The 25,662-nt window shown below is 28.6% G+C and carries 22 protein-coding genes; 12 read left to right on the forward strand and 10 right to left on the reverse strand.

The genetic code is table 11. The annotated features are described in order from the left end of the window. Nucleotides 1-59: 59 nt before the first annotated feature. A complete protein-coding gene (locus R3X25_RS08680; protein ID WP_317673892.1) occupies nt 60-2,798 on the forward strand; it encodes a right-handed parallel beta-helix repeat-containing protein in 2,739 nt (912 codons plus the stop codon). After that, entirely contained in the window at nt 2,795-3,493 is a 699-nt protein-coding gene (locus tag R3X25_RS08685; RefSeq protein WP_317673894.1) for a hypothetical protein, read from the forward strand. The genes R3X25_RS08680 and R3X25_RS08685 overlap by 4 nt, the downstream gene beginning before the upstream one ends. 112 nt (nt 3,494-3,605) lie before the next feature. Here the strand turns inward: R3X25_RS08685 and R3X25_RS08690 are convergent, their stop codons facing one another. Further along, nucleotides 3,606-4,022 carry a hypothetical protein gene (locus R3X25_RS08690; RefSeq protein WP_317673896.1) on the reverse strand — a complete coding sequence of 139 codons (417 nt, stop codon included), beginning with the start codon at nt 4,020-4,022 and terminating at the stop codon, nt 3,606-3,608. A 110-nt stretch (nt 4,023-4,132) separates the two neighbouring features. Here R3X25_RS08690 and R3X25_RS08695 point away from each other — a divergent pair, with 110 nt between their 5' ends. The 5 genes from R3X25_RS08695 (at nt 4,133) to ftsY (ending at nt 7,089) form a co-directional block, all read left to right on the forward strand. Continuing rightward, nucleotides 4,133-5,374: a competence/damage-inducible protein A gene (locus tag R3X25_RS08695; protein ID WP_317673898.1), complete on the forward strand. Its 1,242-nt coding sequence runs from the start codon at nt 4,133-4,135 to the stop codon at nt 5,372-5,374. Nucleotides 5,375-5,453: 79 nt separating this feature from the next. Continuing rightward, the gene (rpmB, locus tag R3X25_RS08700; protein WP_317673900.1) at nt 5,454-5,693 is read left to right on the forward strand and encodes a 50S ribosomal protein L28; all 240 of its coding nucleotides are present in this window, start codon (nt 5,454-5,456) and stop codon (nt 5,691-5,693) included. 6 nt (nt 5,694-5,699) lie between these two features. Beyond that, the gene (rpmG, locus tag R3X25_RS08705) at nt 5,700-5,885 is read left to right on the forward strand and encodes a 50S ribosomal protein L33 (RefSeq protein ID WP_291799720.1); all 186 of its coding nucleotides are present in this window, start codon (nt 5,700-5,702) and stop codon (nt 5,883-5,885) included. Between the two features lie 9 nt (nt 5,886-5,894). Then, nucleotides 5,895-6,047: a DUF4295 domain-containing protein gene (locus tag R3X25_RS08710; RefSeq protein ID WP_317673902.1), complete on the forward strand. Its 153-nt coding sequence runs from the start codon at nt 5,895-5,897 to the stop codon at nt 6,045-6,047. Between the two features lie 88 nt (nt 6,048-6,135). After that, complete coding sequence (gene ftsY, locus R3X25_RS08715) at nt 6,136-7,089, forward strand: signal recognition particle-docking protein FtsY (RefSeq protein WP_317673903.1); 954 nt, start codon at nt 6,136-6,138, stop codon at nt 7,087-7,089. Between the two features lie 76 nt (nt 7,090-7,165). Here the strand turns inward: ftsY and R3X25_RS08720 are convergent, their stop codons facing one another. After that, nucleotides 7,166-8,230 (reverse strand): serine hydrolase domain-containing protein, encoded by a 1,065-nt coding sequence (locus R3X25_RS08720; RefSeq protein ID WP_317673904.1) that lies wholly within the window; start codon nt 8,228-8,230, stop codon nt 7,166-7,168. 93 nt (nt 8,231-8,323) lie between these two features. Between R3X25_RS08720 and rimO the strand changes: the two genes are divergently transcribed. Next, the gene (rimO, locus tag R3X25_RS08725) at nt 8,324-9,634 is read left to right on the forward strand and encodes a 30S ribosomal protein S12 methylthiotransferase RimO (RefSeq protein WP_317673905.1); all 1,311 of its coding nucleotides are present in this window, start codon (nt 8,324-8,326) and stop codon (nt 9,632-9,634) included. Between the two features lie 57 nt (nt 9,635-9,691). Here rimO and R3X25_RS08730 read toward each other — a convergent pair whose 3' ends face one another. Continuing rightward, a complete protein-coding gene (locus R3X25_RS08730; protein WP_317673906.1) occupies nt 9,692-12,145 on the reverse strand; it encodes a M14 family metallopeptidase in 2,454 nt (817 codons plus the stop codon). A 255-nt stretch (nt 12,146-12,400) separates the two neighbouring features. Here R3X25_RS08730 and bshC point away from each other — a divergent pair, with 255 nt between their 5' ends. Then, the gene (gene bshC, locus R3X25_RS08735; protein WP_317673907.1) at nt 12,401-13,990 is read left to right on the forward strand and encodes a bacillithiol biosynthesis cysteine-adding enzyme BshC; all 1,590 of its coding nucleotides are present in this window, start codon (nt 12,401-12,403) and stop codon (nt 13,988-13,990) included. Nucleotides 13,991-14,450: 460 nt separating this feature from the next. Here bshC and R3X25_RS08740 read toward each other — a convergent pair whose 3' ends face one another. From R3X25_RS08740 to R3X25_RS08755, 4 genes are all read right to left on the reverse strand, one after another. Beyond that, nucleotides 14,451-14,873 carry a hypothetical protein gene (locus R3X25_RS08740; protein ID WP_317673908.1) on the reverse strand — a complete coding sequence of 141 codons (423 nt, stop codon included), beginning with the start codon at nt 14,871-14,873 and terminating at the stop codon, nt 14,451-14,453. Between the two features lie 122 nt (nt 14,874-14,995). Further along, complete coding sequence (gene lpdA / locus R3X25_RS08745; RefSeq protein WP_317673910.1) at nt 14,996-16,384, reverse strand: dihydrolipoyl dehydrogenase; 1,389 nt, start codon at nt 16,382-16,384, stop codon at nt 14,996-14,998. A 147-nt stretch (nt 16,385-16,531) separates the two neighbouring features. Continuing rightward, nucleotides 16,532-18,298 carry an arginine--tRNA ligase gene (argS, locus tag R3X25_RS08750; protein ID WP_411556573.1) on the reverse strand — a complete coding sequence of 589 codons (1,767 nt, stop codon included), beginning with the start codon at nt 18,296-18,298 and terminating at the stop codon, nt 16,532-16,534. 56 nt (nt 18,299-18,354) lie between these two features. Next, a complete protein-coding gene (locus R3X25_RS08755; RefSeq protein WP_317673912.1) occupies nt 18,355-19,875 on the reverse strand; it encodes a serine hydrolase in 1,521 nt (506 codons plus the stop codon). Between the two features lie 77 nt (nt 19,876-19,952). Here R3X25_RS08755 and R3X25_RS08760 point away from each other — a divergent pair, with 77 nt between their 5' ends. Further along, the gene (locus R3X25_RS08760) at nt 19,953-20,450 is read left to right on the forward strand and encodes a YkgJ family cysteine cluster protein (protein WP_317673914.1); all 498 of its coding nucleotides are present in this window, start codon (nt 19,953-19,955) and stop codon (nt 20,448-20,450) included. On the opposite strand, the gene R3X25_RS08765 is transcribed toward R3X25_RS08760, so the two are convergent. Next, entirely contained in the window at nt 20,439-20,957 is a 519-nt protein-coding gene (locus tag R3X25_RS08765; protein ID WP_317673916.1) for a GNAT family N-acetyltransferase, read from the reverse strand. The two genes, R3X25_RS08760 and R3X25_RS08765, sit on opposite strands and share 12 nt — an antisense overlap. Nucleotides 20,958-21,013: 56 nt before the next feature. Here R3X25_RS08765 and R3X25_RS08770 point away from each other — a divergent pair, with 56 nt between their 5' ends. Next, complete coding sequence (locus R3X25_RS08770; protein ID WP_317673918.1) at nt 21,014-22,621, forward strand: arylsulfotransferase family protein; 1,608 nt, start codon at nt 21,014-21,016, stop codon at nt 22,619-22,621. Here R3X25_RS08770 and R3X25_RS08775 read toward each other — a convergent pair. After that, nucleotides 22,618-23,835, reverse strand: coding sequence for a DUF1343 domain-containing protein (locus R3X25_RS08775; RefSeq protein WP_317673920.1), 1,218 nt, complete (start codon nt 23,833-23,835; stop codon nt 22,618-22,620). The genes R3X25_RS08770 and R3X25_RS08775 overlap by 4 nt on opposite strands. A gap of 5 nt (nt 23,836-23,840) precedes the next feature. Here R3X25_RS08775 and R3X25_RS08780 point away from each other — a divergent pair, with 5 nt between their 5' ends. Continuing rightward, entirely contained in the window at nt 23,841-25,076 is a 1,236-nt protein-coding gene (locus R3X25_RS08780) for an ABC transporter permease (protein ID WP_317673922.1), read from the forward strand. Between the two features lie 65 nt (nt 25,077-25,141). On the opposite strand, the gene R3X25_RS08785 is transcribed toward R3X25_RS08780, so the two are convergent. Next, nucleotides 25,142-25,651: a DUF3124 domain-containing protein gene (locus R3X25_RS08785; RefSeq protein WP_317673924.1), complete on the reverse strand. Its 510-nt coding sequence runs from the start codon at nt 25,649-25,651 to the stop codon at nt 25,142-25,144. Nucleotides 25,652-25,662: the final 11 nt, after the last annotated feature.

Consider the following 25,662-nt stretch of genomic DNA (forward strand, 5'->3'; position numbering starts at 1 on the left):
TATTTGTTTTACTAATAACATTTTGACTGCTGTATTTTTGAGTCAAAATTTAAAAGTAAATGAACGTAAAAAAATTACTATTAATAGTAGTTACTTTTTTTGTGCTATCGAATGTTTATTCAAAAGATATTTATGTAGCTAAAAATGGTAACGACTCTAATTCAGGTACGGAAGAGTCACCATACTTAACTATAAGTAAAGCAGCCAGTGTTGCCGTAGCTGGTGATACAGTATTTATTAAAGAAGGAACTTATGAAGAAACATTAGCTCCTAGTAATTCTGGTACTGCAGGAAGTCCTATAATATTTCAATCTTTTCCAGGAGATCAGGTAATCATTTCAGCAATGGAAGCTTTATCGGGTTGGACATTAGATAGTGGCTCTATTTATAAAACAACCATTTCTTTTTCAAGTCTTGAACAAGAAAATTTTGTAATGAACGGAGAATCGGCTTGCAATTTAGCACGTTGGCCAAATAAAACTAATGAAGATCCGTTTCAATTAAATTCATTAAGAAATACAGGAGGAAGTGGTCCAGATGTTATTACCAATGCATATTTAACTGAAGCAAGTATTCCTGGTTTTGATTGGACGGGTGGAGCTGTTTGGTTTTATGGTGATAAAGCTGGTTCTGGTTGGACAGCTTGGAAAAGAATTATTACAAGTAGTTCTGCGGGTAGAGTAAACTTTAATTTGAATTTTGGCGATAATGAATCTTGGGTTAGAACTTATCATGCTCCAGCAGATTTGGGAGATTTTTATTTAGAGGGTGTAAAAGATGCTCTAGATTATGAAAACGAATGGTATTTTGATTCTTCAACAAATGAATTGTTTATTCAATTACCTAATGGAGCAGCTCCAGTTGATGGTGTGGTAAAGATGAGAAGAAGACTCGAAACTATTAATCTTAAGGATAAAAAATATATTGAAATAAGAAATTTAGCTGTTTTTGGTGGAAGCATTAATATGGAAGATTCTTCAACTTGGCAGTCAAATGGAAATACTAGAACTACAAACAATGTGCTGTACGGAATTTCTTCTTTCTATGGAAATCATACACAAGGTGCTGTTGAATCTTCGCGTTCTGGTAAAGCAAGTCTTAATTTACAAGGATCCAATAATATAATTGAAAAATGTGAAATAGCATTTAATGCCTCTGCAGGAATTCAGGTAAGAGGTGATAACCAAACAATTTTAGATAATTATATCCACGATTTTGATTTTCTATCTAATTATGATGCGCCATTAGTTGCTAGAGGTATTAACAATAGTCTTATTAAAAATAACACTATTGCAAATGGAGGAAGAGATGCTATTCAATATTATGGAACAGATAATGAGCTATCATATAATGATGTTTCTAGAAGTAACTTACTAGCTGATGACTGTGGGTTATTTTACACTACAGGTTCACAATATACTACTGAAATTCATCATAATTGGTTTCATGATGCCGCTTCAAGTGGAGAAAAATATAAAGCTGCTGGAATTTATTTAGATAATGATGCAGCAGGGTTTTCAGTTCACCATAATGTAGTTTGGAACACAGAATGGACCAATGTTCAAATAAATTGGAATGGAGAGGATATTGACATATTTAATAATACTTTATGGAATGGTTCTGGAGTTATGGGAGCATGGCATAAAGATGGTACTTCTTTTACCAATGTTAGGGTATGGAATAATTTAGGAAGTGATGCAAATTGGGAACCACAATCTGATCAACAAAATAACCTTGTTGTTACTTCAGATGTTTTTATAGATTCAGATAATGGAAATTTTAATTTAAAGGACAGTTCTAGCCCCATTGATGCAGGTAAAATAATTAGTGGAATTACAGATGATTATATAGGTAATAACCCTGATGTTGGTGCATATGAATATGGAGGTGAGAATTGGGTAGCAGGTATAACATGGAATTATCTATACGGACCAACAGGGTTAGGTTGTTACGGACTTCCAGGTGAAGATTGTATTCAATTACCAAAAGAAGATCAAGATAGTGATGGTGTATCTGACGAGAATGATGATTGCCCAGATACCCCAATTGGAACAACAGTAAACACAAATGGTTGTGCAGTTTTTGTATTGGCTTCTGATAATTTTAAGGTTTTAGTTTCTGGTGAGAATTGTGCTAGTAGTAATAATGGTTCAATCTTAATAACTTCAAATGAAAACTTACCATTTACAGCTAAAATTCAAGGAACGTCTATTGAAAAGAGTTTTACAACTAATGTTGAATTTACAGATTTAGAAGCTGGTGATTATACTGTTTGCATTACAACTTCAGAAGATACAGAGTATAAACAGTGCTTTGATTTAACAATATCGGAACCGGAGGCATTAAATGTTTCATCTAAAATAAATAAAGTTAATAAAGAAGTTGTGTTAAGTTTAAAAGGTGCGAAAATATATAGGGTAGAGCTAAATGATGTAGTTTTTGCGACTGATCAAAGTGAGTTAAAGTTACAACTAAAAAATGGAGTGAATAGTTTAAAAGTAACTACAGAATTAGATTGCCAAGGTGAGTATTTAGAAAAAATTAATGTTTTTGAATCGGTTAAAATTTACCCTAATTCTGTTAAAAATAACTTAATAATAGCTGTGCCTGTTTCTAGTTTAGGAGAAGAAATTAATTATCAAATAGTTAATCAAACTGGACAAGTAATATTTCAAAAAACAGAAAAAATTAAAAATCAAAATATACAAGTGAACGTTGAAGGTTTAAGTAATGGTATTTACTTTATTCATATTGTTTCAACATCAATTAATTCTCAATCTAAAATTATTAAACAATGATAAACTTATTAAAAAAAATCACTTTTATTTCGATTTTAGCATTGGTAGTGTCTTGCGGTGGTGGTGGAGATGATCCTGATATTCCTGTTGTTGAAAATCCAGAAGCAGCAGTTTTAGTATCTCCATTAAAAAATACAGAATGTAATCAAGGAAATATAATTTCAGATGAAGAAAGTAATGTTGAATTTGAATGGAATGCTTCAGAAAATACGGATAATTATGTGCTAATTCTTAAAAATTTAGAATCAAATAAAACAACGGAAAACTCTACATCTAACACATATATAACGTTAACTTTAACAAGAGGTGTTGCATATTCATGGAAAGTAGTTTCTAAGGCGTCTGGTACAACTAAAACAGCTACTAGTGAAATATGGAAGTTGTATAATGCCGGTTTACCTGTTGAAAATTACGCACCTTTTCCTGCGGGAGTTGTAAGTCCACCAATGGGTGGATTAACCAATTCAATAGTTTCTTTAGAGTGGGATGGAGGCGATGTAGATAATGATATAGAATCTTATGATGTGTATTTATCAGTTGATAATCCTCCAACAAGTTTACTGAAAAATACAACAAGCACTAAAATTGAAGATGTAGCATTAAATGCTGATGAAGTGTATTACTGGAAGGTAATAACCCATGATAAACATGGAAACAGTTCAGAATCTCAAGTATTTGATTTTAGGACTCAATAATATAAAAAATAAAAAAACAGCTAACTGAATTATTAGCTGTTTTTTATTGAATTTTAAAAGGTTAAATGTTTTAATCTATTAGAAGATGGAAAAGATTTTTTTTCAAAGAAATTTAAAAAGTAAATAGAATTGGTTTCATTCCTTTAGGTTCTTCTTTTCTATGTTCTTTTAGAATGTTATAACCATAATGCGTTTTAACTAAATTTCTAAAGTTGTATTTTAATCTAGGAAAAGCATTTAATATTCTATTAAAATCTTGCGGATGGGAAGATTGTTCCATAAAATAGTACATTATCTCAACATATGCTCTAGAAAGTGAGATGTTAAATTTTTCACTGTTCATGGCATTAATAAAATAGTTTTCTTTTAACGCTGCATTTTTCGCTATTGCTTTTTCTACACCATATTTATTTATTAAAATCCATGCTAATTTTAGCATAGTTTCATGGTTAAATTCGCTAGTTGGTAAGGTGCAATTTTCAATTTTTTCGAGTAAATCAGTATTACTCATTGTTTCAGTAGTAGTCATAGCTAGGTGAGTTTTAGTTTTCCTTTTATAAATAGATGTGATTTATGTATAAAGGTTGCGTTGTTATTAGTATTTTTACACAATTATTATACCAAAAATATTTTTAATTAATGCAAGCTGAAATAATAACTATTGGAGATGAAATTTTAATTGGACAAATTTTAGACTCAAATTCAAAATGGATTGCTGAAGAACTAAATAAAATTGGAGTATCAGTATATCAAATAACATCAATTCAAGATAATTGTGAGCATATATTATCTGCTATAGAAAACGCTTATATACATTCTAATATTATTATTTTAACTGGTGGTTTAGGTCCAACAAAAGACGATATTACAAAACGAGTAATTGCAGAATATTTTAATGATGAATTAGTGTTAAATGAAGAAATAGTTGAGCATATAAAAAAAATGTTTAAAAAAATGAACTATCCTTTTTCTGAAGCAAATAGAAGACAAGGGTTAGTTCCTTCTAAATGTACACCATTAAAAAATGAATTGGGAACTGCTCCAGGAATGTGGTTTAATAAAAATGGTAAAGTTTTGGTTTCACTACCAGGTGTGCCTTATGAAATGAAAGGTCTCATATCAAATCAAGTACTACCTAAAATTCAAAAAACATTTAACCTACCTTATATTTTGCATAAAACTATTTTAACTTACGGTTTAGGAGAAAGTGTTTTAGCAGAAAAAATTGAAGATTGGGAGAATAATTTACCATCTACTATAAAGTTAGCATATTTACCTTCTTTTGGAAAAGTTAGATTAAGATTATCTACAAAAGGTGAGAGTAAAGAAAAAATTGAAAAAGCAATAGAGCAACAAATTTTTAAATTACAAAAAATTATACCAAATAATATTATAGGTTTTGATAATGAAGCTTTAGAAATTGTAGTTGGAAAGTTGTTAAAAGAAAAAAATCAAACAGTGTCAGCTGCTGAAAGCTGTACAGGAGGAAATATTGCAAGTATAATAACTACTATTCCTGGTTCTTCTAACTATTTTATAGGTAGTATTGTCGCTTATAATGTGCGTATTAAAATGTTAGAACTAAATGTTTCAGAAGAAGTTATTAAAAAATATTCAGTAGTTAGCGCAGAAGTTGCTAAAGCAATGGCACTAGGAATTCAACAAAAATATAAAACAGATTATGCTATTGCAACAACAGGTAACGCTGGCCCAACTACTGATAATACAGATAAAACTGTAGGAATAGTATATATTGCAATTGCTACACCAGTAGGTGTTGAGGTAGAAGAATTTTCGTTTGGGAAACCAAGAGAAAAGGTAATTCAACGAGCTTCCATAAAAGCATTAGAATTGTTAAGAAAAGAAATTTTAAAAAACTAATAAAATAAGTTTGTGTAATTAGAATGAATGTTATAATTTTGCATCTCGTTTCAGATTACACTAAATAAGGTAAAGAATTATGTCAAGAGTTTGTGAACTTACAGGTAAAAAAGCAATGGTTGGGAACAATGTTTCTCACGCTTTGAATAGAACAAAAAGAAAGTTTGACGCTAATTTAATAAAAAAGCGTTTTTACATTCCAGAAGAAGATAAGTGGGTTACTTTAAAAGTATCAACTTCAGCTTTAAAAAATATTAACAAATTAGGAATCTCTGCTGTGATTAAAGAAGCAAGAGAAAAAGGTTTCTTAAAAAAATAATAAATAATGGCAAAGACTAAAGGTAATAGAATTCAAGTAATTTTAGAGTGTACAGAGCACAAAGCTACTGGATTACCAGGTACTTCTCGTTATATTACAACAAAGAACAAAAAGAACACTCCAGATAGAATGGAAATTAAAAAATTCAATCCTATCTTGAAGAAAATGACTGTTCATAAAGAAATTAAATAATAAAGGACCATGGCAAAGAAATCAGTAGCATCGTTACAGACAGGATCTAAAAGATTAAGTAAAGCTATCAAAATGAAAAAATCTCCAAAAACAGGAGCTTATACATTTGTGGAAGCTATTATGGATCCAGCACAAGTAAAAGACTTTTTTAGCAAAAAATAAATTTTTTGCTCATAAAATATACAAGCTACTTTCATTTTATTGAGAGTAGCTTTTTCTTTTTTATATTTACATCTTAAAATTGATATAAATGAGTTTGTTTAAAAAAATATTTTCGAAAGAAAAAAAGGAAACACTAGACAAAGGTCTTGAAAAAAGTAAAACTTCTTTTTTTTCAAAATTATCTAAAGCAGTTGCAGGAAAATCAACAGTTGATGTGGATGTTCTTGATAATCTAGAAGAAATTTTAGTAACTTCAGATGTTGGTGTAGAAACTACCTTAAAAGTTATTAATAGAATTGAAGCTCGTGTTGCTAAAGATAAATATTTGGGAACCGATGAATTAAATTCGATTTTACGAGAAGAAATTGCAGGTTTATTATCTGAAACTAATGTTGGAAATGAAACTGAATTTACAATTCCTTTAACTAAAAAACCATACGTAATTATGGTGGTTGGAGTAAATGGAGTCGGAAAAACAACTACTATTGGAAAATTAGCGGCTCAATTTTCAAAAGCAGGAAAAAAAGTTGTTTTGGGTGCGGCAGATACATTTAGAGCAGCTGCAATTGACCAATTACAAGTTTGGGCAGATAGAGTTGGAGTACCTATTGTTAGACAAGAAATGGGAAGTGATCCAGCTTCAGTGGCTTTTGATACTTTAAAATCTGGAGTTGCACAAGATGCTGATGTTGTAATTATTGATACTGCTGGTCGTTTACATAATAAAGTAAACCTAATGAACGAATTGACAAAAATAAAACGAGTAATGCAAAAAGTGGTTGGAGATGCTCCACACGAGGTGTTGTTAGTTTTAGATGGTTCAACAGGTCAAAATGCTTTTGAGCAAGCTAAACAATTTACATTGGCTACCGAAGTAACTTCACTTGCTGTTACTAAATTAGATGGAACAGCAAAAGGTGGTGTAGTAATTGGAATATCTGATCAATTTCAAATTCCAGTTAAATATATTGGAGTAGGTGAAGGTATTGATGATTTGCAAGTATTTAATAAATTTGAATTTGTTGATTCTTTTTTTAAATAGAATCAATTAAAATATATTTTAAAAACTTCTTATCTATTTTTTGATAAGAGGTTTTTTTTTATGTTTAAAACTTAAATTAGTTTATAATAGAATTTAGAATTTCCCATAAATCATTGTCAAAAGTGGAAACTGCAAAGTTTTCATTATCAGCGCTTTCTCCCATTCTAACAATTACTAGTTTTTTACTTGGTATTACATAAATTTTTTGATCGTTTTTACCTAAAGCGGCATACATATCGCTAGGAGCATTTGGTATTATTTCACCTGAAAATTCTAGTTGTGATTGTGGGAGCATATAACTTTTTTTTCCATTTAGCCACCATAAATAACCATAAGATTTATTTATTGATTGTGAGGTGTTTATTGAATTTTTGAAATAGGTTTTGTTAACAATTGCAGTTGTACCCCAAGTACCATTATTCATAGCTAGTAAACCAAACCTTGCCATGCTTCTTGTGTTGCTATAATATAAATTGTATTCTCCTGTTTTGTACCAAAAACCTGTCATACCAATTTTTTCATTCACTTCCGTTTCAAAATAAGTTTCAAATTCAACATTTGTAGTTGTTGATATTATATTTTGTAGTTTTTTATAAACATTGTGGTATGCCCAACGTTCACCTGCATTAGCTATGTATTGTAAGTTTTCTGAATCAACACTATCTCCCAACTCATCATCTAAACCACTTGTCATTGTTAAAAGGTGTTTGCAAGTAATTAAATTTTCTTTTTCAAAAGTAGTATTAGTCCAACCTTCACCTAAATAGCTAGAAACACTATTATTAATATTTAAATAACCATTTTCTTCAGCAATTCCTGTGGTAATTGAAGTTAAAGTTTTACCAGCACTTGCCCAGTACCAAACTTTAGAATTAGAGTGCTCATTAAAATATTTTTCTAAAACTATTCTACCGTTGTAAAGTATAATAAAGCCTTTGGTATTATTTTCTTCTAAAAAAGTGTTTAAAGTTTCAATTTCAGAAGTGTTCCAATTCAATTCTTCAGCAGTTAATGTTTCCCAAGAATTTTCATTAATAGGTGGAAAATATAATGTAGTTAAAGAAGTTTCATTTATTATAATTTCATTATTATTTGAACATGAAATAAAAATAATGAGTAAAAGATAAATATATTTCTTCATTTAATCAGTTTATAGTAAGTTATTTAATTTAGACTAAATTTAATTAAAAAGGTTTGATTACTTTTGCAAAACTAAATTTCAAAATACAAATTTGTGCGTACAAAATCTAAAAAAGAGAATAAAATTAATGTAGTAACACTAGGTTGTTCTAAAAACGTTTATGATAGTGAGGTTTTAATGGGACAATTACAAGCGAATAATAAAAACGTGGTTCATGAAGATGAGAATGATGATGGTAATATTGTAGTGATAAATACTTGTGGTTTTATTGGTGATGCTAAAGAGGAATCTATTAATACAATTCTTCATTATGTAAATAAAAAAGAAGAAGGTGAAGTTGATAGAGTATATGTTTCAGGTTGTTTAAGTGAGCGTTACAAGCCAGATTTAGAGAAAGAAATACCAAATGTAGATGAGTATTTTGGAACCCACGATTTGCCAAATTTATTAAAAGTTTTAGATGCAGATTATAAGCATGAACTAATTGGTGAGCGTTTAACAACTACACCAACTCATTATGCATATTTGAAAATTGCTGAAGGTTGCGATAGACCTTGTTCTTTTTGTGCAATTCCTTTAATGAGGGGAAAACATGTTTCTACTCCAATAGAAAATTTAGTTATTGAAGCAGAAAAATTAGCAAAAAAAGGTATTAAAGAGCTTATTTTAATTGCTCAAGATTTAACCTATTACGGTTTAGATATTTATAAAAAAAGAGCTTTAGCGGATTTATTAAAAGAGCTAGTGAAAATTGATGGAATTGAATGGATTCGTTTGCATTATGCCTTTCCAACAGGTTTTCCTTTGGATGTTTTAGAAGTAATTAAAAACGAACCAAAAGTTTGTAATTATTTAGACATTCCACTGCAACATATAAATGATGAAGTTTTAAAATCTATGCGTAGAGGAACTTCTCATGAAAAAACTACTAATTTATTAAAAGAGTTTAGAAAAGCTGTACCTAATATGGCTATTAGAACTACACTTATTGTTGGCTATCCTGGTGAAACCGAAGAAGCTTTTGAGGAATTGAAAGATTGGGTAAAAGAAATGCGTTTTGAGCGTATGGGAGCTTTTACTTATTCTCATGAAGAAAACACACACGCTGCTACTTTGGAAGATGATGTGCCTGAAGATGTTAAACAACAACGTGTTAATGAAATTATGGAATTACAAAGTCAAGTTTCTTTTGAAGTAAATCAAGAAAAAGTTGGGTTAGAATTAAAAGTACTTATTGATAGAAAAGATGGAAATCATTTTATTGGTAGAACTGAATTTGATTCACCTGATGTAGATAATGAGGTTTTAATTGATGCAACTAAACATTATGTGCAAGTTGGGAAATTTGCTCAAATTAAAATTACATCGGCTACAGAATTTGATTTGTATGGTGAGCCAGTTTAAGAATAAAAATTAATAAAAAAAAGGGAGCAATTTTGCTCCCTTTTTTTATTTTCTTTTTTAATTTAAGAATACAGCATTGGCAAAAAACAGTTTACCATTTTCCCAAAACCCTCTAAATAAAGGATTGTCAACCATATAAATAACTTTTCCTTTACCAATATATTCAGAACCAAATAATAATGAGTTTGGAATATTTTTTAAAGCCTTATACCCAGCAAAACCAGCAATATTAGTTGTGTTTTTAGAAAAATAACCAATGTTATTTCCTTTTTCTAAAAGTTTGTATGAAGTTGCGTTTAGTTTTAAACTGTAATAAGTGTTTTCATACCCAAATGCTAATGGATGTGTTGTATCAATTATACTATTAAAAATACTTCCAGTTATAGAATTTTCAATTTGATTTCTGTAATATTCACTATAAGGTTTTATAATGTCATTATTTTTTGATTCAATATTTTTCCTTTTTATAGAAAACCCTTTTTTGTCAATAAAATTATTAATTGAATTTCCAATGGAAATTAAGGTTCCTCCATTTCTTGCAAATTCTTTTAGTTTTTTGAACTGATTATCGTTAGCGCTAAAATTAGAGGGTAGAATTAATACATTGTAATTACTTAAAGATAATCTATTGAAATTACGTGTGTTAATTATATTTAATGGGTATTTTAAATCATTTTCAAAAAAGTGCCAAATTTCTCCAAAGTTTAGTGAAGAAGTTCCTTCACCAGCTAATACAGCTATGTTTTTGTACGGAATTAATTTGTAATCAGAAGAACCAAAATCACTTCCGTAATCAACAAATCCAGTAGAGACATTTGTTAGTTGAACTCTAGATTTATCAGCTAAATGTGTAATTATTTCATCAAAGTTTTTAATAGATTTATTATCACCTCTTTGAATTAACAAGGTTCCTTTTTTGTAAGAATTTCCTTCAATATTAAATTCTTTTGTAGCAAATTTTACAAGAATATTATTTTCTAATAAATTTCCTAAAAAATTAGAGTCATTTATAGTTGTCCAATTTTTTAGATACGCTACGCAACTATAGTTTGGTTCGTTTTTTTTAAGTTTAGTTGGCAGAGTTTCGTAATTTAACTTCAATAAATACTCTTTTTCAGAAGCAAAACAGTTTAAGCCATAAGCATACGGTAAACTCCAAGCTGTGATATCGTAAGTTAAAGAATCCGTTAATTTAGTTTGTTTTTCAAACAACACTTTAACCATTTTTCCTTTAGGTTGATTTGTAGGAATTACAAAATCCGAAGTAGTTGTAGTTACAGTAGAGTTCTTATTTTTTATATAATCAAATGCTTTTATAGTTTCGTTGTTTGCTGGAAAATAGTTGATTTGGTGTTTATTTAATAATTCGAATAGAAGATTCATTTTTAAAGAATCACCTCTTAAAACATAACTTTTATGTTTTAAATTTTGGTTGTTAAAATACAATTCAAATTCTGAAATTAATTTATCAACGTTTTTTGAAGCAACTTCAACAGTTGATAAACCAGTAGTTGTATGGTGTTCTATTCTATCAATTAGTTTTAATTCGTCACCAGTTTTTGTAATAACTCCGAGTCCAGCTTTTCCATGTCCGGCTTGCTCGTAGGTCATACCAATTGCTCCCATGTACATTGGATATGTATCTCCATAACTTGGATACAACAAATCAAAATGTTGTTTGGTAAAATAACTCCAACCATTTTTATCGAAATATGAGGCATGATTTTTTCCAATTAGTTGCTGAAATTCTATTTGCCAATCTGTTACAATTTCATGATAAGGTTCTGCAGCTGGAGGAAAATAATATGGATTGTTGTAACCTTGTTCGTGAAAATCTACATGCACATGTGGCATCCATGTATTGTAAATTTTTAAACGCTGTTGAGTTTCAATTTGTGTTGCCCATGCCCAATCTCTATTTAAATCAAACAAATAATGATTTGGTCTTCCACTTGGCCAAGGTTCGTTATGTTCTGCAACATAAGGATTTGAATTGTATGGTGTGTTTTTTGTTTGGTTGTACCAATTTACGTATCGATCTCTTCCATCAGGATTTACACAAGGATCAATTATTACAACAGTATTTTTTAGATAATTGTTGTTTGCGGTTAAAAGTTCGTATGCAGTTTTCATAGCGGCTTCGGTAGCAGAAGCTTCATTACCATGTACGTTGTAACTTAACCAAGTAATTGCAATTTCTTTTTCAGAAGAACCTTTTAAAATTCCTATTCTTTTTAAATTATCTGTTCTTATTTCTTCTAAATTTTTAATATTTTCTTCAGATGAAATAAATACTAAATCTAAACTTCTAAACTCATTAGTTTCACCATATTTTTTATACTCAACTTGTAAAGAGTTTTTAGCTAAATATTTAAAGTAATTAGTTACGTTATAATGTCTTGTAAATCTTGATCCTAGCTCGTAACCTAAATATTCAGAAGGGTTTTTAATTTGAGAATGAATTGAAAAACAAATAAGTAAAAATAGAGTAGAAAAAAATAGTTTCTTCATGTTAAAATAATTTAAAACCAAATATAATTTAATTAGTTAAAAATATATTGAATATAATTTATAAATTACTAAACAATTCTGGATGATTTAACAAATCATTCAGAATTATTGAAACTAAAAAAAGTAGATTTGTGTAGTAATAGTTCTGTATTTCATTTGTTATTAATAATGAAAATAATAAGTTTATTTTAAGTTAAAACCACTAATTAATACAAGAAACTATATTTACACTTTATACTAAAGAAGTAATTATTAATGAAAATACACAATATTCCATTTAAACAAACAGGTTATTTTTCAAATTTAATCTGTGATTATTTAGATAAAAAAGAAGGTTTAACCAGCTTTTATGAAGGTTATCCATCTATTAATGGTTTTAGAAAACAATTAGAATTAAAACAAAATTTTTCAGTTAAAAATAGAACTGTTTTAGTGGATTCACTGCAAAATCAATACAAATCTATTAGTGTTTCAAAAGGTACATCTGAAAACGTAAAGCTATTAAAACAAGATACTACTTTTACTATAACTACGGGGCATCAGTTAAATATTTTTACTGGGCCGTTATATTTTTTGTATAAAATTGTATCGGTTATTAACTTAACAAAACAATTAAAAACTGAATTTCCTTCAAAAAACTTTGTACCAGTTTATTGGATGGCAACGGAAGACCATGATTTTGAAGAAATTAATTATTTTAATTTTAAAGGTCAAAAAGTTCTATGGAATAGAGAAAGCAGTGGAGGAGTTGGTAGGTTAGATTTAGAAGGATTTGATAGTGTTTTTGAGGCTTTCTCTAATAAATTAGGAAATTCAACTAATGCAAACTATATAAAGCAGTTATTTAAAAATGCTTATTTAAAGCATTCAAACTTAACTGAAGCAACACGTTTTTTAGTAAATGAATTGTTTGGGAAATACGGATTGGTTATTGTTGATGGAGATGATACTAATTTAAAAGAGTTATTTGTTCCAGTTGTAAAAGAGGAATTATTAAAGACTACTTCATTTATTAAAGTTTCTGAAACTAATGAAAAGCTTTCAGATTCCTATAAAATTCAAGTAAATCCACGAGAAATAAATCTATTTTATTTAAAAAATAATTTACGAGAAAGAATTGTAAAAGATGGTGAACTTTACAAAGTAAACAATACAACAATTACTTTTTCTGAAGAAGAAATTTTAAATGAAGTTGAAAACTACCCAAAACGTTTTAGTCCAAATGTAATTTTACGACCAGTTTATCAAGAGGTAATTTTACCAAATTTAGCCTATATTGGAGGTGGAGGAGAACTAGCTTATTGGTTTCAATTAAAATCTAATTTCTCTAGCCTAGAGATTCCTTTTCCTATTTTAATGTTGAGGAATTCAGTTTTATTAATTACTGAAAAGCAGAAGAAAAAACTAGATAAACTAAACATAAGTATAGATGAAATATTTTATAAGCAAGAAGTTTTAATTAACAAAAAAGTAAAAGAAATTTCAGAGGTAAATATAGATTTTACAAATCAGAAATTATTTTTACAAGAACAATTTAAGGCTTTAAAGAAAGTTGCTTTAAAAACAGATAAATCTTTTGAAGGTGCTGTAAATGCTCAAGAGAAAAAACAACTAAATGGACTTCAAAAGTTAGAAAAAAGATTACTTAAAGCTCAAAAGCGCAAGTTAACAAATGAAGTTGAAAGAGTTAAAGCTATTCAAAATGAGTTGTTTCCAAATCAAAGTTTAGAAGAACGTTCTAGAAACTTTTCAGAGTATTATTTAGAGCTAGGAGACAACCTTATTCCTATGTTGCTTGAAGCGTTAGATCCGTTAAAGCAACAATTTACTATTGTTGAATATTAAAATTAATTCAAATCTATACTATTAGTTTTATAGATTTGAATTAATTTTTTTCATTAAAAACTATTTACCTATTTTAAATAATTTTTAATGTATTTTAAGTTTATAATGCAAATCTTCTTTTAGTGTTCCAAGTTGAACTTTTAGTATTTCTAAAATTTGAAGAATTAGAAAATTTATTTTTGTCTTCTTGATTTCTTAATGTTTTGATAATTTTCATTTTTTTAGTTTTTTAGTTTTTGAGCGTGCAAAAGTATCGTAATCAATAATTCCTGTAAAATATAAAGTTATTTTTCTACGAAAACGATTGCATACACAATTTTATAAAAAACTAAATGCAATTAAATTTTGTTGAATATGTGTTAGTTGCTACATATTCAGTTATTTATACGTGATATGTTTAAAAAGTAAAAAGAAGATTAGCTTATAAAATGATAAGTGTAGAAAACTAATTAAATTAAAATTAAACAGTTTTAAAGGTTAAAATGGTATTTTTAAAAGTGTATTTAACTTCAGTTACTTTATGAGATTGAATTTTTTTAGCTTGTTCTTCATCTAATTCAAAATCAATAGGAGTGTAGTGTACTCCTGATTTATTAATTTGGTTAGATTCAACAGTGGTATTATCAGAATCTAATAGTATTTCTTCATTATTTAAAATAAAACTAATGGAACAACCTTTACGTTTAATATTCACTTTTGTATCTCCAATTAATACTGTTTTTAAGTACGGAAATCCACCTAATTCTTCAATATCTATATAGATTTTGTTGGTATCGTTTTGGGCAAATAAAGTTCCTTCTTTATAGTCTATATCTTTAATAATATCTGAAGTATTTACAACTTCTTTGTTTTTTTTATTAAATAGTTTATTGAAGATTCCCATGGTTTGTTATTATGAATTGTAAAGTTAATTATTTAATTAAACCTTTTAAATTATACTATTGGTATTATTAAAAAAAAGCCCAAACCTTTACGTTTGAGCTTTTAATATGTGTTTATTGTATTTTATAAGTGAATTACTTCGCCGTAAGCAGCAGCAACAGCTTCCATAACAGCTTCACTCATGGTAGGGTGAGGGTGAATTGCTTTTAAAACTTCATGTCCAGTAGTTTCTAATTTTCTACCTAAAACAGCTTCAGCAATCATATCAGTTACACCTGCACCAATCATATGGCAACCTAGCCATTCTCCATATTTAGCATCAAAAATTACTTTTACAAAACCATCTGGAGTACCAGCTGCTTTTGCTTTTCCAGAAGCAGAGAATGGGAATTTACCAACTTTAATTTCGTATCCAGCTTCAATTGCTTTTGCTTCAGTTAAACCAACGCTTGCAATTTCTGGAGTAGCATATGTACAACCTGGAACATTTCCATAGTCTATTTTTTCTGTATGTAAACCTGCAATTTTTTCAACACAAGTAATTCCTTCAGCAGAAGCTACGTGAGCTAAAGCTTGACCAGGAACAACATCTCCAATTGCGTAATAACCAGGAATGTTAGTTTGATAAAAATCGTTTACTAATATTTTATCTCTGTCTACTATTATTCCAACATCTTCTAAACCAATGTTTTCAATATTAGATTTAATTCCAACAGCAGATAAAACAATATCAGCTTCTAAAATTTCTTCTCCTTTTTTTGTTTTTACAACAGCTTTTACACCTTTACCAGAAGTATCGACAGATTCTACAGAAGAATTTGTCATTACTTTAATTCCAGATTTTTTTAATGCACGTTCAAATTGTTTAGATACGTCAATATCTTCAACAGGAACTACATTTGGCATAAACTCTACAATAGTAACATCAGTTCCCATTGAGTTATAAAAATGTGCAAATTCAACACCAATAGCACCAGAACCAACAACAATCATTTTTTTAGGTTGTTTTGGAAGAGTCATAGCTTGGCGGTAACCAATTACTTTTTTACCATCTTGAGGTAAATTTGGTAATTCTCTTGAACGAGCACCAGTAGCAATAATAATATGGTCTGCACTATATTCTGTTACTTTTCCATTTGCATCAGTTACATCAACTTTTTTACCAGTTTTTATTTTACCAAAACCGTCAATAACATCAATTTTGTTTTTCTTCATTAAAAATTGAACACCTTTGCTCATTCCTTCTGCAACACCACGGCTACGTTTAACAACTGCTTCAAAATCTTTATCAATTGCTTCTGCTTTTAAACCGTATTCATCAACGTGTTTTAAATAATCGTAAACTTGAGCACTTTTTAACAATGCTTTTGTAGGTATACAACCCCAGTTTAAGCAAATTCCACCTAAATTTTCTCTTTCAACAACGGCAACTTTAAATCCTAATTGCGATGCTCTAATGGCTGTAACGTATCCTCCTGGACCACTACCTATAATTATTACGTTGTATTTCATATTTCTTTTGGTTTTGGTTGGCTATTAAGCGCAAATTTAACTTTTTTATTTTAAAAATTTAGTCAATTTAGTTAAGATTGTTTTAATCTTTAACAATATGCTATTTAGATTCTGCTCAATGACTAATTCTTTATATTTTCGATTTTTTTACATTCTTTCAGGAACATTAATTCCTAGAAGTTTAAAAGCATCTTTTATTATTTCGCCAACTTTTTTAGAAAGCTGAACTCTAAATATCATTTCATTTTCAACATCACAACCTAAAATTGGTACAGTTTGGTAAAATGAGTTGTATTGTTTTACCAAATCATATGTGTAATTAGCAATTAGTGCTGGGCTGTGATTTAATGCTGCATTTTGAATGGTTTCTGGAAACAATTCCATTATTTTAATTAATTCTTTTTCTTTAGAATGAAGTGAAACTTTAACTTCAGTTGAATAATTAAAATCTGCTTTACGTAAAATTGATTGAATTCTAGCGTATGTATATTGTATAAACGGTCCTGTATTACCGTTAAAATCTACTGATTCTTCTGGGTTGAATAAGATTCGTTTTTTTGGATCTACTTTTAGAATATAATATTTTAAAGCGCCTAAACCAATGGTTTTGTAAAGCGTTTCTTTTTCTTCTTCAGAGTATCCATCTAGTTTTCCTAATTCTTGAGAAATAGTTCTAGCAGTGTTTGTCATCTCAAACATTAAATCATCTGCATCTACAACAGTACCTTCTCTCGATTTCATTTTACCACTTGGTAAATCTACCATTCCATAAGAAAGATGGTACATATTTTTAGCCCAATCGTATCCTAATTTAGATAAGATTAAAAACAACACTTTAAAGTGATAATCTTGTTCGTTACCAACGGTGTAAACCAATTCGTTTAAATCATAATCTTTAAAACGTTCAATAGCGGTTCCAATATCTTGTGTCATATAAACAGCAGTTCCATCGGCACGTAAAACTATTTTTTCGTCTAAACCTTCAGCACTTAAATCTATCCAAACAGAACCATCTTCTTTTTTAAAGAAAACACCTTTTTCTAAACCTTTTGCAACAACGTCTTTTCCTAAAAGGTAGGTATTACTTTCGTAATAGTTTTTATCAAAATCTACACCAAGTTCTTTATACGTTTGGTCAAAACCTTTGTAAACCCACTCGTTCATAGTTTTCCAAAGTGTTACAACTTCTTCATCTCCAGCTTCCCATTTTAGTAACATTGCTTGAGCTTCTAACAATATTGGCGCTTGTTTTTTAGCTTCGTCTTCTGTTTTACCTTCAGAAATTAATTGTGCAATTTCTTCTTTGTAAGCTTTATCAAAGGCAACATAGTAGTTCCCAACTAATTTATCGCCTTTTAAGCCTGTACTTTCAGGAGTTTCATTATTTCCAAAACGTTGCCAAGCCAACATACTTTTACAAATATGTATACCACGGTCGTTTATAATTTGTGTTTTATACACTTTTTTACCTGAAGCTTTTATAATTTCAGCAACAGAATAACCTAATAAGTTATTTCTAATATGACCTAAATGCAAAGGTTTGTTAGTGTTTGGTGAAGAGTATTCAACCATTACAGCTTTTTCACCATCTTTTGCTTCAATAATTCCATAATTGCTTGAAGCATTTATGTTTTTAAAGCTATTAGCGTAATAAACATCAGCAATTACTAGGTTTAAAAAACCTTTTACAACATTAAAATCTGCAACTTCGGCAACATTTTCTTTTAAATATTCACCAATTTTTGTACCTATTTCAACAGGATTTCCTTTAACGTGGCGTAAAAAAGCAAATACAACAATAGTTATATCTCCATCAAAATCTTTACGTGTTGCTTGAAACTCAACGTTTTCAATAGTTGCATCGTAAATTTGTTTGAATCCTTCTTTAACGGCTTTTTCTAAAATGTTTTGCATTGTTATTTAAGTGGTAAAATTTAAGAGGTGCAAAAATAATAAATTCATACTGATTATTACTGTTTTACAAAATCAAATTCAGTGAAATAAAAATCTGGGTTTGGAACATCTATGTGTAATTTTGAGACTTTTCCTTTTTTATTTAAATCAAACCATAATTTTCCTTCAGGAAGTGAGCTTAAATTTTTGGGAAAATCAAAGGTGAAAATATGATGATTCCAATGCTCTAAATTAGCATAAAAAATAGGTGTATTATCCATTTTAAAATGAAGCTTTTCATTTTTTACTGAAACGGTTATTGTACCATACATTTTATCTTTGTAGATACCAATATATTCTGAATAATCTAAATGATTTGAGTTTTGTTTACCTCTTTCTTCTTCAATTTCAACATATTTTTTTATGCTATCTTCGTCTTGTTTTTTCTTATAACCTAGATAATCAGCAGACCAATCTTTTCCTTCTAAATTATTTGTTAAAATAACATCCATAATTTTGTTTCCAATAGCACTTGGTAACCAGTTAATACTGTTGGTTAGAATTACTACACCAATGCCTTTTTCCGGAATAAAAAACGATTTTGATATCATTCCATCATAACCACCACCGTGACCAATAATTTTATAACCTTGATAATCTTGTAGACTCCAACCTAAACCATAACCTTTAAAATTAACTTTTTCATCATTTTTTCTAACTTGATTATTGATATGCGGTGTAGTCATTTTTCGATAACTTTTTTCTGAAAAAATGGGATTATTATTTAATTTACCTTCATTTAAATTTAATTGTAACCATTTTGAAAAATCATTAACTGAAGAAATTAATGCGCCAGCAGGCGCAATATTGTCCCAATTTACCCATTCAACAATATTGTTTTGTCCGTTTTCAAAATAATAAGGTGTAGCCACATTTTTTGTTGTATTTAATTGAGAAGTAGAAGTTAAAGTTCTACTCATTTGCAATGGTTTTAAAAAGTTTTCTGAAACATAATTTTGCCAAGTTTTACCACTTAATTTTTCTACAATTTTTCCTGCAGCTAAAAATGAAATGTTTGAATAGCCATAGGTAGATCTAAATTCATATTTTGGCTTTAAATATTGTTGCGAAGCAATAATTTCTTCAGGTGTTTTGGTAGTTCCGTACCATAATAGATCACCACTAAAAGTTACCAATCCGTTTCTATGACATAATAAATCTTCAACGGTCATATTATTAGTTACATAATCATTATACATTTTATAGTATGGTAAATAATCAACAACTTTATCAGTCCAATTTAGTTTTCCTTCTTCTACCAATTTAGCTAAAGAAGTTGCTGTAAATGCTTTTGAGTTTGATGCTACGGCAAACAAAGTGTTTCCATCAACCTTTTGTTTTTTTTCAATATTTGAAAATCCATAACCTTTACTAAAAATTATAGAATCTTTAGTTACAATTGCAATTGCCATTCCTGGAATTTGCCATTCGTTAAGTGATTTTTGAAAGTAAGTATCTAAATGTTGAAGTTGTTCTTTTGTTTGCGCAAATGTTAAACTTACAACAAAAAAAAGAATGAGCGATTTGAAGAATTTCATTTTAAAATATTTTTGTGAAACGAATTTAATAATAAATTTAGTAGTTCTTCAAAATAATAACATTATATATTTGCACTATGGAAAAACGTTTGCAGGAATTACCAGAACTTTCAAAAGAGAAATTAGCAGAATCTAAAAAGTATTTTCAAAAACTAAAGAAAAGAACGCCTAAAAATCTTGATTTAATTATGCAAGATTTACACGATAAAGAATTTGAAAAAACAGATTGTTTAGCGTGTGGAAATTGCTGTAAAACAACAAGTCCTATATTTACAGATGTTGATATTAAACGTATTGCAAAGCATTTAAAAATGAAGGAATATCAGTTTGTAGATCAATATTTACAAGTAGATGAAGATGATTATTATGTTTTGAAAAGCGCTCCTTGTCCGTTTTTAGATTTAAATGATAATATGTGTTTTATTTACGATGTTAGACCAAAGGCGTGTAAAGAATATCCGCATACGAATAGACGTAAATTTATTCAATTAACAGATTTAACACTTAAAAATACAGAAGTTTGTCCTGCTGTTTATAGTATTATAGAAGAGTTGAAAAAGAAATTACCGTTGTAAACTATAATAACGTAAGTCTTCGGGATCATTAGGTATATTAATAATTTTCTCAAATTTTAATCCAAGTTTTTCTATTAGTTTTTGAGAATCAATATTCTCTTTTGTTGTAATTGCAGAAATTTGAGAAATATTAAATTCATTAAAACCAACGTCTACTATTTTTTGAGCAGCTTCAAAACCATAGCCATGTTTTTCAAATTGTGGTAAAAACGCAAAACCTATATCTATACCTTCAATACCTTCACGGTTGTATAATCCACACGTTCCAATTTTGGAATTGTCAGCTTTTCTAACTATTAAATAGTTTCCATAGCCAAGTTCTTTTAATTGAGGAAACATTTTAATTTTAATGTATTCTTCAGCTTCTTTAATTGTGTGTACATTTCTATCTCCTATATGTTTAATCCATTTGGGAGTATTTAGCAGTTCTAATAAAAATGCTGCATCTTCAATTTGCATTGGTTTAAGCACTAACCGTTCGGTTTTAAAAGTTTTAAAATCATTCATAATAACAGACTGTATAGTTACATTATTTTTTTAATTTTGATGCTTTAAAATATATAATGAAAAATAATATTAAACTTACTATTTTATTAATAATAGGATTGAATTTATGTCAATTTTTAATTGCTCAAAATACAACTTTAGGCTTAAGATTGTATAATGAAGGAGTTTCAGATGGTTATGTGTTATTTACTCCAGGGGGAAATAATAGTGTTTATTTAGTTAATAATTGTGGTTATTTAGTTAACTCATGGGAGTTTGATGAAACTCCCGGATCTACTTGTTATTTCCTAGAAAATGGGAATTTACTTAGAGCAGGTAAAAAATCAATAGAAATTAGAGATTGGGATAATAATATTATTTGGTCTTATGATATGAGTACTATAGGTAATCAGCACCATGACATAGAACCATTGCCAAATGGCAACATATTATGTCTGGTTAAAGATTTATATACAAGTTCTGCAATGGCTGAATATGGTAGAAACCCTAAAAATTTAGATGATAATGATTTTAAATTAGAGAAAATTGTTGAAATTGAACCACTTGGATCAAATGATGCAAATATAGTTTGGGAGTGGAAATTTATTGATCATATAATTCAAGATTATGATAAAACTAAATTTAATTATGGAAATGTTTCAGAAAATTCTCAATTGATTGATATAAATTATTACGACGATGAATTAAGTATATCGGATTTTATACACGGTAATGCAATTGATTATAATAAAGAATTAGATCAAATATTAATTTCAGCTAGAAATTTAAATGAAATATATATAATAGATCACAGCACAACTACAAGTGAAGCAAAAGGAAGCACAGGAGGAACTTACAATAGAGGAGGCGATATATTATGGAGGTGGGGAAATCCTAAAGTTTATCAACAAGGAGATACTAAAGATCAAAAATTGTTTTTACAACACGATGCTAAATGGGTGGAAGAAGGCTATTTAGATGAAGGAAAAATTTCTGTGTTTAACAATGGTGGAAATGGAACTGAAATTTTTAGTTCTATTCATTTAATAGTTCCTGAAATTGACAATAATTCTTATAAAAAAGAGAAAAGTATTTTTTTGCCTAATGAATTTAATTGGAGTTGGAGCGGTTCAGTTTTTGGAGAAGTAGTTTATCAAAGTAATAAATCAGGAGCTCAATCTTTACCTAATGGAAATTTTATATTTTGCGAAACATCAAAAGGGCAAATAACTGAAATTAATAAAAATGGCGATATTTTATGGGTCTATAAAAATCCTTCTGGATCTAGAATATACAACCAAGCAGAAGATCCAATTAGTAATGCAATTTTTAGAGCAGAAAGGTATCCTATTGATTACGATGGTTTTTCATCTATAGAAAAACGTAAATTATCAATAATAGAGGACGAAAATTCTCTTTCATCTTCTTGTGAATCTAATTTAAGTGTTGAGTTAATTGAAGCATCTGAATTTAATGTGAAAAACCCTGTGGAAAATGGAATATTAAAATTTACTAAATATGTTACATTAGAAGAAATAACTGTTTATAGTTTTTCTGGTAATAAGGTGTTTTTTCAGAAAAGTTTTACTGGAGAAAGTTTAAATGTTCCTGTACAACCTGGTATTTATATTTTAACGTTCAAGCAAAATGCACAACAGTATCAAAAAAAAATACTGATTATTTAGTTGTAAATTAAATACTTTTTTCTAATTTTTTTGAATGTTTCAATTTTTGGTTGCCAAGATGCTCTAATTTTTTTAGGTGATATTTTATTTTTTAGTTGATATTCTAAAATGGTATCACCAGCATGAATAGTAAATGTATTTCCAAAAAACTTTTCTGTTTTTGGTGTTTTAGAATACGCATCTACTAACCAACCAATATTTATAGAGTCTAATTTTTGACTATTTTTTAAATTCACTCCAAAGCACAATTTATTTTTATGTTTTGGATATTTTGAACCAAAATTTGGTTGTGGAGTATAGCTAAATTCACTGTTCGGAAAAAAAGGAGCACCATATTGTTGAAACTGATTTTCAGTTCCACGCCCAGCATTTATAGTAGTTCCTTCAAAAAAACCTAAACTTGGATATAAATTAATTGAAATATTATTTGGTAAATTAGGTGAAGGTCTAATAGGTAAATTATAGTCACTAGAATGAGCATAATTTTTTAAAGGAATTACTGTTAAATCACATTTTACATTATTTTTCAACCAGTTTTCTCCATTAATCATTTGTGCATATTCTCCAATAGTCATTCCATAAACTAATGGAATAGGGTGCATGCCAACAAAACTTTTATATTCCAAATTTAAAGTTGGCCCATCAATATAATGTCCGTTTGGATTTGGTCTATCTAAAACTATTACAGGAATATTATTTTCGGCACAAGCCTCCATTACATAATGTAACGTAGAAATGTAGGTATAAAATCGAACGCCAACATCTTGAATATCAAATAAAACGATATCAATTTCTTGTAAATTTTCAGCAGTAGGTTTTTTATTTTTTCCGTATAATGAAATAATTGGTAAACCTGTTTTAATATCAATTCCATCAGCTACTTTTTCAGCCGCATCCGCTTTTCCTCTAAAACCATGTTCAGGTGAAAACACTTTTTTTACTTTAACATTTAACTTCAAAAGAGAATCGACTAAATGTATATAATTTCCATTTTTTTTAAAAATTACACTTGTTTGATTGGCTACAACTGCACTATTTTTATTTTTAAGAAGTTTTAAATAGCTATCGGTTTGATTTGCTGCGGTCTCAATTTTTTTAGGAATTAAAGGTAATTGTGAAGCAATAGTTGGAGTTTTAGATTGTTTGCAAGAATTCAAACTAAAACATATTAAAACCAATAAGAAATATGTATTTTTGAACAGTTTATAAATCATTTTAATTGAATTACGAGTTATTTATTGCCAAACGAATTATAGCGTCAAAGCGCTATAAAAGTAGTATTTCATCGCCAATAATAAAAATTGCAATTATTGCCATTGCTTTGGGTATTACAATTATGATGATTTCTTTAGCAACTGGCTTTGGTTTACAGCAAAAAATTAGAGAAAAACTATCAGGATTTAACGGTCATGTTCAAATAACTAATTTTGATAATAACAATTCTGAAATTACACTAGAACCTGTTTCTACAGAACAAGATTTTTATCCAGAATTCAGCACAGTTTCTGGTATAAATAATATTCAAGTATACGCTACAAAAGCAGGTATAATTAGAACAGCATCCGATTTTGAAGGTATTATATTTAAAGGTGTTGCAAGCGATTATAATTGGAGCTTTTTTAAAGATTATTTAGTTGAAGGTGTATTACCAAATTATTCTGAAGAAGTATCGAATGAGGTTTTAATTTCGAAAGAAATAGCAAATAGAATGCAATTGAATTTAGGTGATACTTGCAATATTTTATTTGTAAAAAAAGATACAAATAAACCACCTTGGTTAAGAGTTGTAACTATTGTTGGGATTTACAATTCTGGATTTCAAGATTTTGATGAAAATTTTGTAATTGCAGATATTCGTCATATTCAAAAAATGAATAGATGGGAAGCCAATCAGGTTGGAGGTTTTGAAGTTATTTTAAATGATTTTAATGAAATTGAATCTAAAAGCGATGAAATTTACTTGCAAACTTCTTCAACATTGAATAGCATTAGTATTTTAGAAAAATATCCTGCAATTTTTGAATGGATTAATCTTTTTGATAATAATATTTACTTAATTATTGCTATTATGATTTTAGTTTCTGGAATTAATATGGTTACTGCTTTATTGGTTTTAATATTAGAAAGAACTCAAATGATTGGTATTTTAAAAGCATTAGGAAGTAATAACTTAAGTATTCGAAAAGTGTTTTTATACAATGCTGGTTACCTAATTTTAAAAGGATTGTTTTGGGGAAATCTAATAGGATTTATAATTTTATTTATTCAATATAAATTTGAGATTATAAATTTAAACCCAGAAACATATTACGTAGATACTGTGCCAATTGCATTTAATATTGTATATATTTTATTGTTGAATATTGGAACTTTATTACTTTGTTTATTAATGCTTATTATTCCTTCAATTATTGTCTCAAAAATTAGCCCAGCAAAAGCTATTAAGTTTGAGTAAAAATTAATTAATCCCTTTTACTTAAAAAAAAGTATTGATAAGTAAACGTTATTATTTACAAAGTTCTATTTAATTCGTTTAGCATGTGTTGTGAAAGATAAGCCTTGTTGCCCCATTGTTGAACTCATAACACCTTCAAATAAAGGTTCAGGACAGTTTTGTGGTGTTTTCCATTCAAATATAAAGTTAGAGCCTGTACCACCAGATACATCAATTTCATCAATAATTATTTCTGTGGTTTCCATTGGAGCTAAAAATATAGGGTTTTCAAAATATGTACGTAAAGATTTTCCATGAGTATCGTAATATTCTGCTTTTAGAATGTAAATTGAATCTAAATCGCTTGTATTTCTCATGCTAACCATAACCGTTAAATTGTGTGTTCTGTGTTGGGTTTTACTGTAGATTTGAGAGTAAACAGAAAGATATGATTTTCCATATTCTAGAGAGTCTTTACCTTTTAAATTTACAGTGCGTTTTAACCAGTTTTCAGGATTTATTGAGCTATTTTCTTTAGTTTCCTCACAACTGATTAGGAAAATAGATATGGCTATTATTACAAATATTTTTCTCATTTTAAAACGGT

It is taken from the genome of Lutibacter sp. TH_r2 (assembly GCF_033101135.1).
Taxonomy (GTDB): Bacteria; Bacteroidota; Bacteroidia; order Flavobacteriales; family Flavobacteriaceae; genus Lutibacter.

Bases quoted from the DNA above. Each gene is read 5' to 3' on its own strand.
- R3X25_RS08680 (WP_317673892.1), top strand. From the start codon at position 60: ATGAACGTAAAAAAATTACTATTAATAGTAGTTACTTTTTTTGTGCTA.
- R3X25_RS08685 (WP_317673894.1), top strand. From the start codon at position 2,795: ATGATAAACTTATTAAAAAAAATCACTTTTATTTCGATTTTAGCATTG.
- rpmB (WP_317673900.1), top strand. From the start codon at position 5,454: ATGTCAAGAGTTTGTGAACTTACAGGTAAAAAAGCAATGGTTGGGAAC.
- argS (WP_411556573.1), bottom strand. From the start codon at position 18,298: ATGCAAAACATTTTAGAAAAAGCCGTTAAAGAAGGATTCAAACAAATT.
- R3X25_RS08765 (WP_317673916.1), bottom strand. From the start codon at position 20,957: ATGAATGATTTTAAAACTTTTAAAACCGAACGGTTAGTGCTTAAACCA.
- ftsY (WP_317673903.1), top strand. From the start codon at position 6,136: ATGAGTTTGTTTAAAAAAATATTTTCGAAAGAAAAAAAGGAAACACTA.
- R3X25_RS08785 (WP_317673924.1), bottom strand. From the start codon at position 25,651: ATGAGAAAAATATTTGTAATAATAGCCATATCTATTTTCCTAATCAGT.
- R3X25_RS08755 (WP_317673912.1), bottom strand. From the start codon at position 19,875: ATGAAATTCTTCAAATCGCTCATTCTTTTTTTTGTTGTAAGTTTAACA.
- bshC (WP_317673907.1), top strand. From the start codon at position 12,401: ATGAAAATACACAATATTCCATTTAAACAAACAGGTTATTTTTCAAAT.
- R3X25_RS08760 (WP_317673914.1), top strand. From the start codon at position 19,953: ATGGAAAAACGTTTGCAGGAATTACCAGAACTTTCAAAAGAGAAATTA.
- R3X25_RS08690 (WP_317673896.1), bottom strand. From the start codon at position 4,022: ATGACTACTACTGAAACAATGAGTAATACTGATTTACTCGAAAAAATT.
- lpdA (WP_317673910.1), bottom strand. From the start codon at position 16,384: ATGAAATACAACGTAATAATTATAGGTAGTGGTCCAGGAGGATACGTT.
- R3X25_RS08695 (WP_317673898.1), top strand. From the start codon at position 4,133: ATGCAAGCTGAAATAATAACTATTGGAGATGAAATTTTAATTGGACAA.
- R3X25_RS08730 (WP_317673906.1), bottom strand. From the start codon at position 12,145: ATGAAGAAACTATTTTTTTCTACTCTATTTTTACTTATTTGTTTTTCA.
- R3X25_RS08710 (WP_317673902.1), top strand. From the start codon at position 5,895: ATGGCAAAGAAATCAGTAGCATCGTTACAGACAGGATCTAAAAGATTA.
- R3X25_RS08740 (WP_317673908.1), bottom strand. From the start codon at position 14,873: ATGGGAATCTTCAATAAACTATTTAATAAAAAAAACAAAGAAGTTGTA.
- R3X25_RS08770 (WP_317673918.1), top strand. From the start codon at position 21,014: ATGAAAAATAATATTAAACTTACTATTTTATTAATAATAGGATTGAAT.
- rpmG (WP_291799720.1), top strand. From the start codon at position 5,700: ATGGCAAAGACTAAAGGTAATAGAATTCAAGTAATTTTAGAGTGTACA.
- R3X25_RS08720 (WP_317673904.1), bottom strand. From the start codon at position 8,230: ATGAAGAAATATATTTATCTTTTACTCATTATTTTTATTTCATGTTCA.
- R3X25_RS08775 (WP_317673920.1), bottom strand. From the start codon at position 23,835: ATGATTTATAAACTGTTCAAAAATACATATTTCTTATTGGTTTTAATA.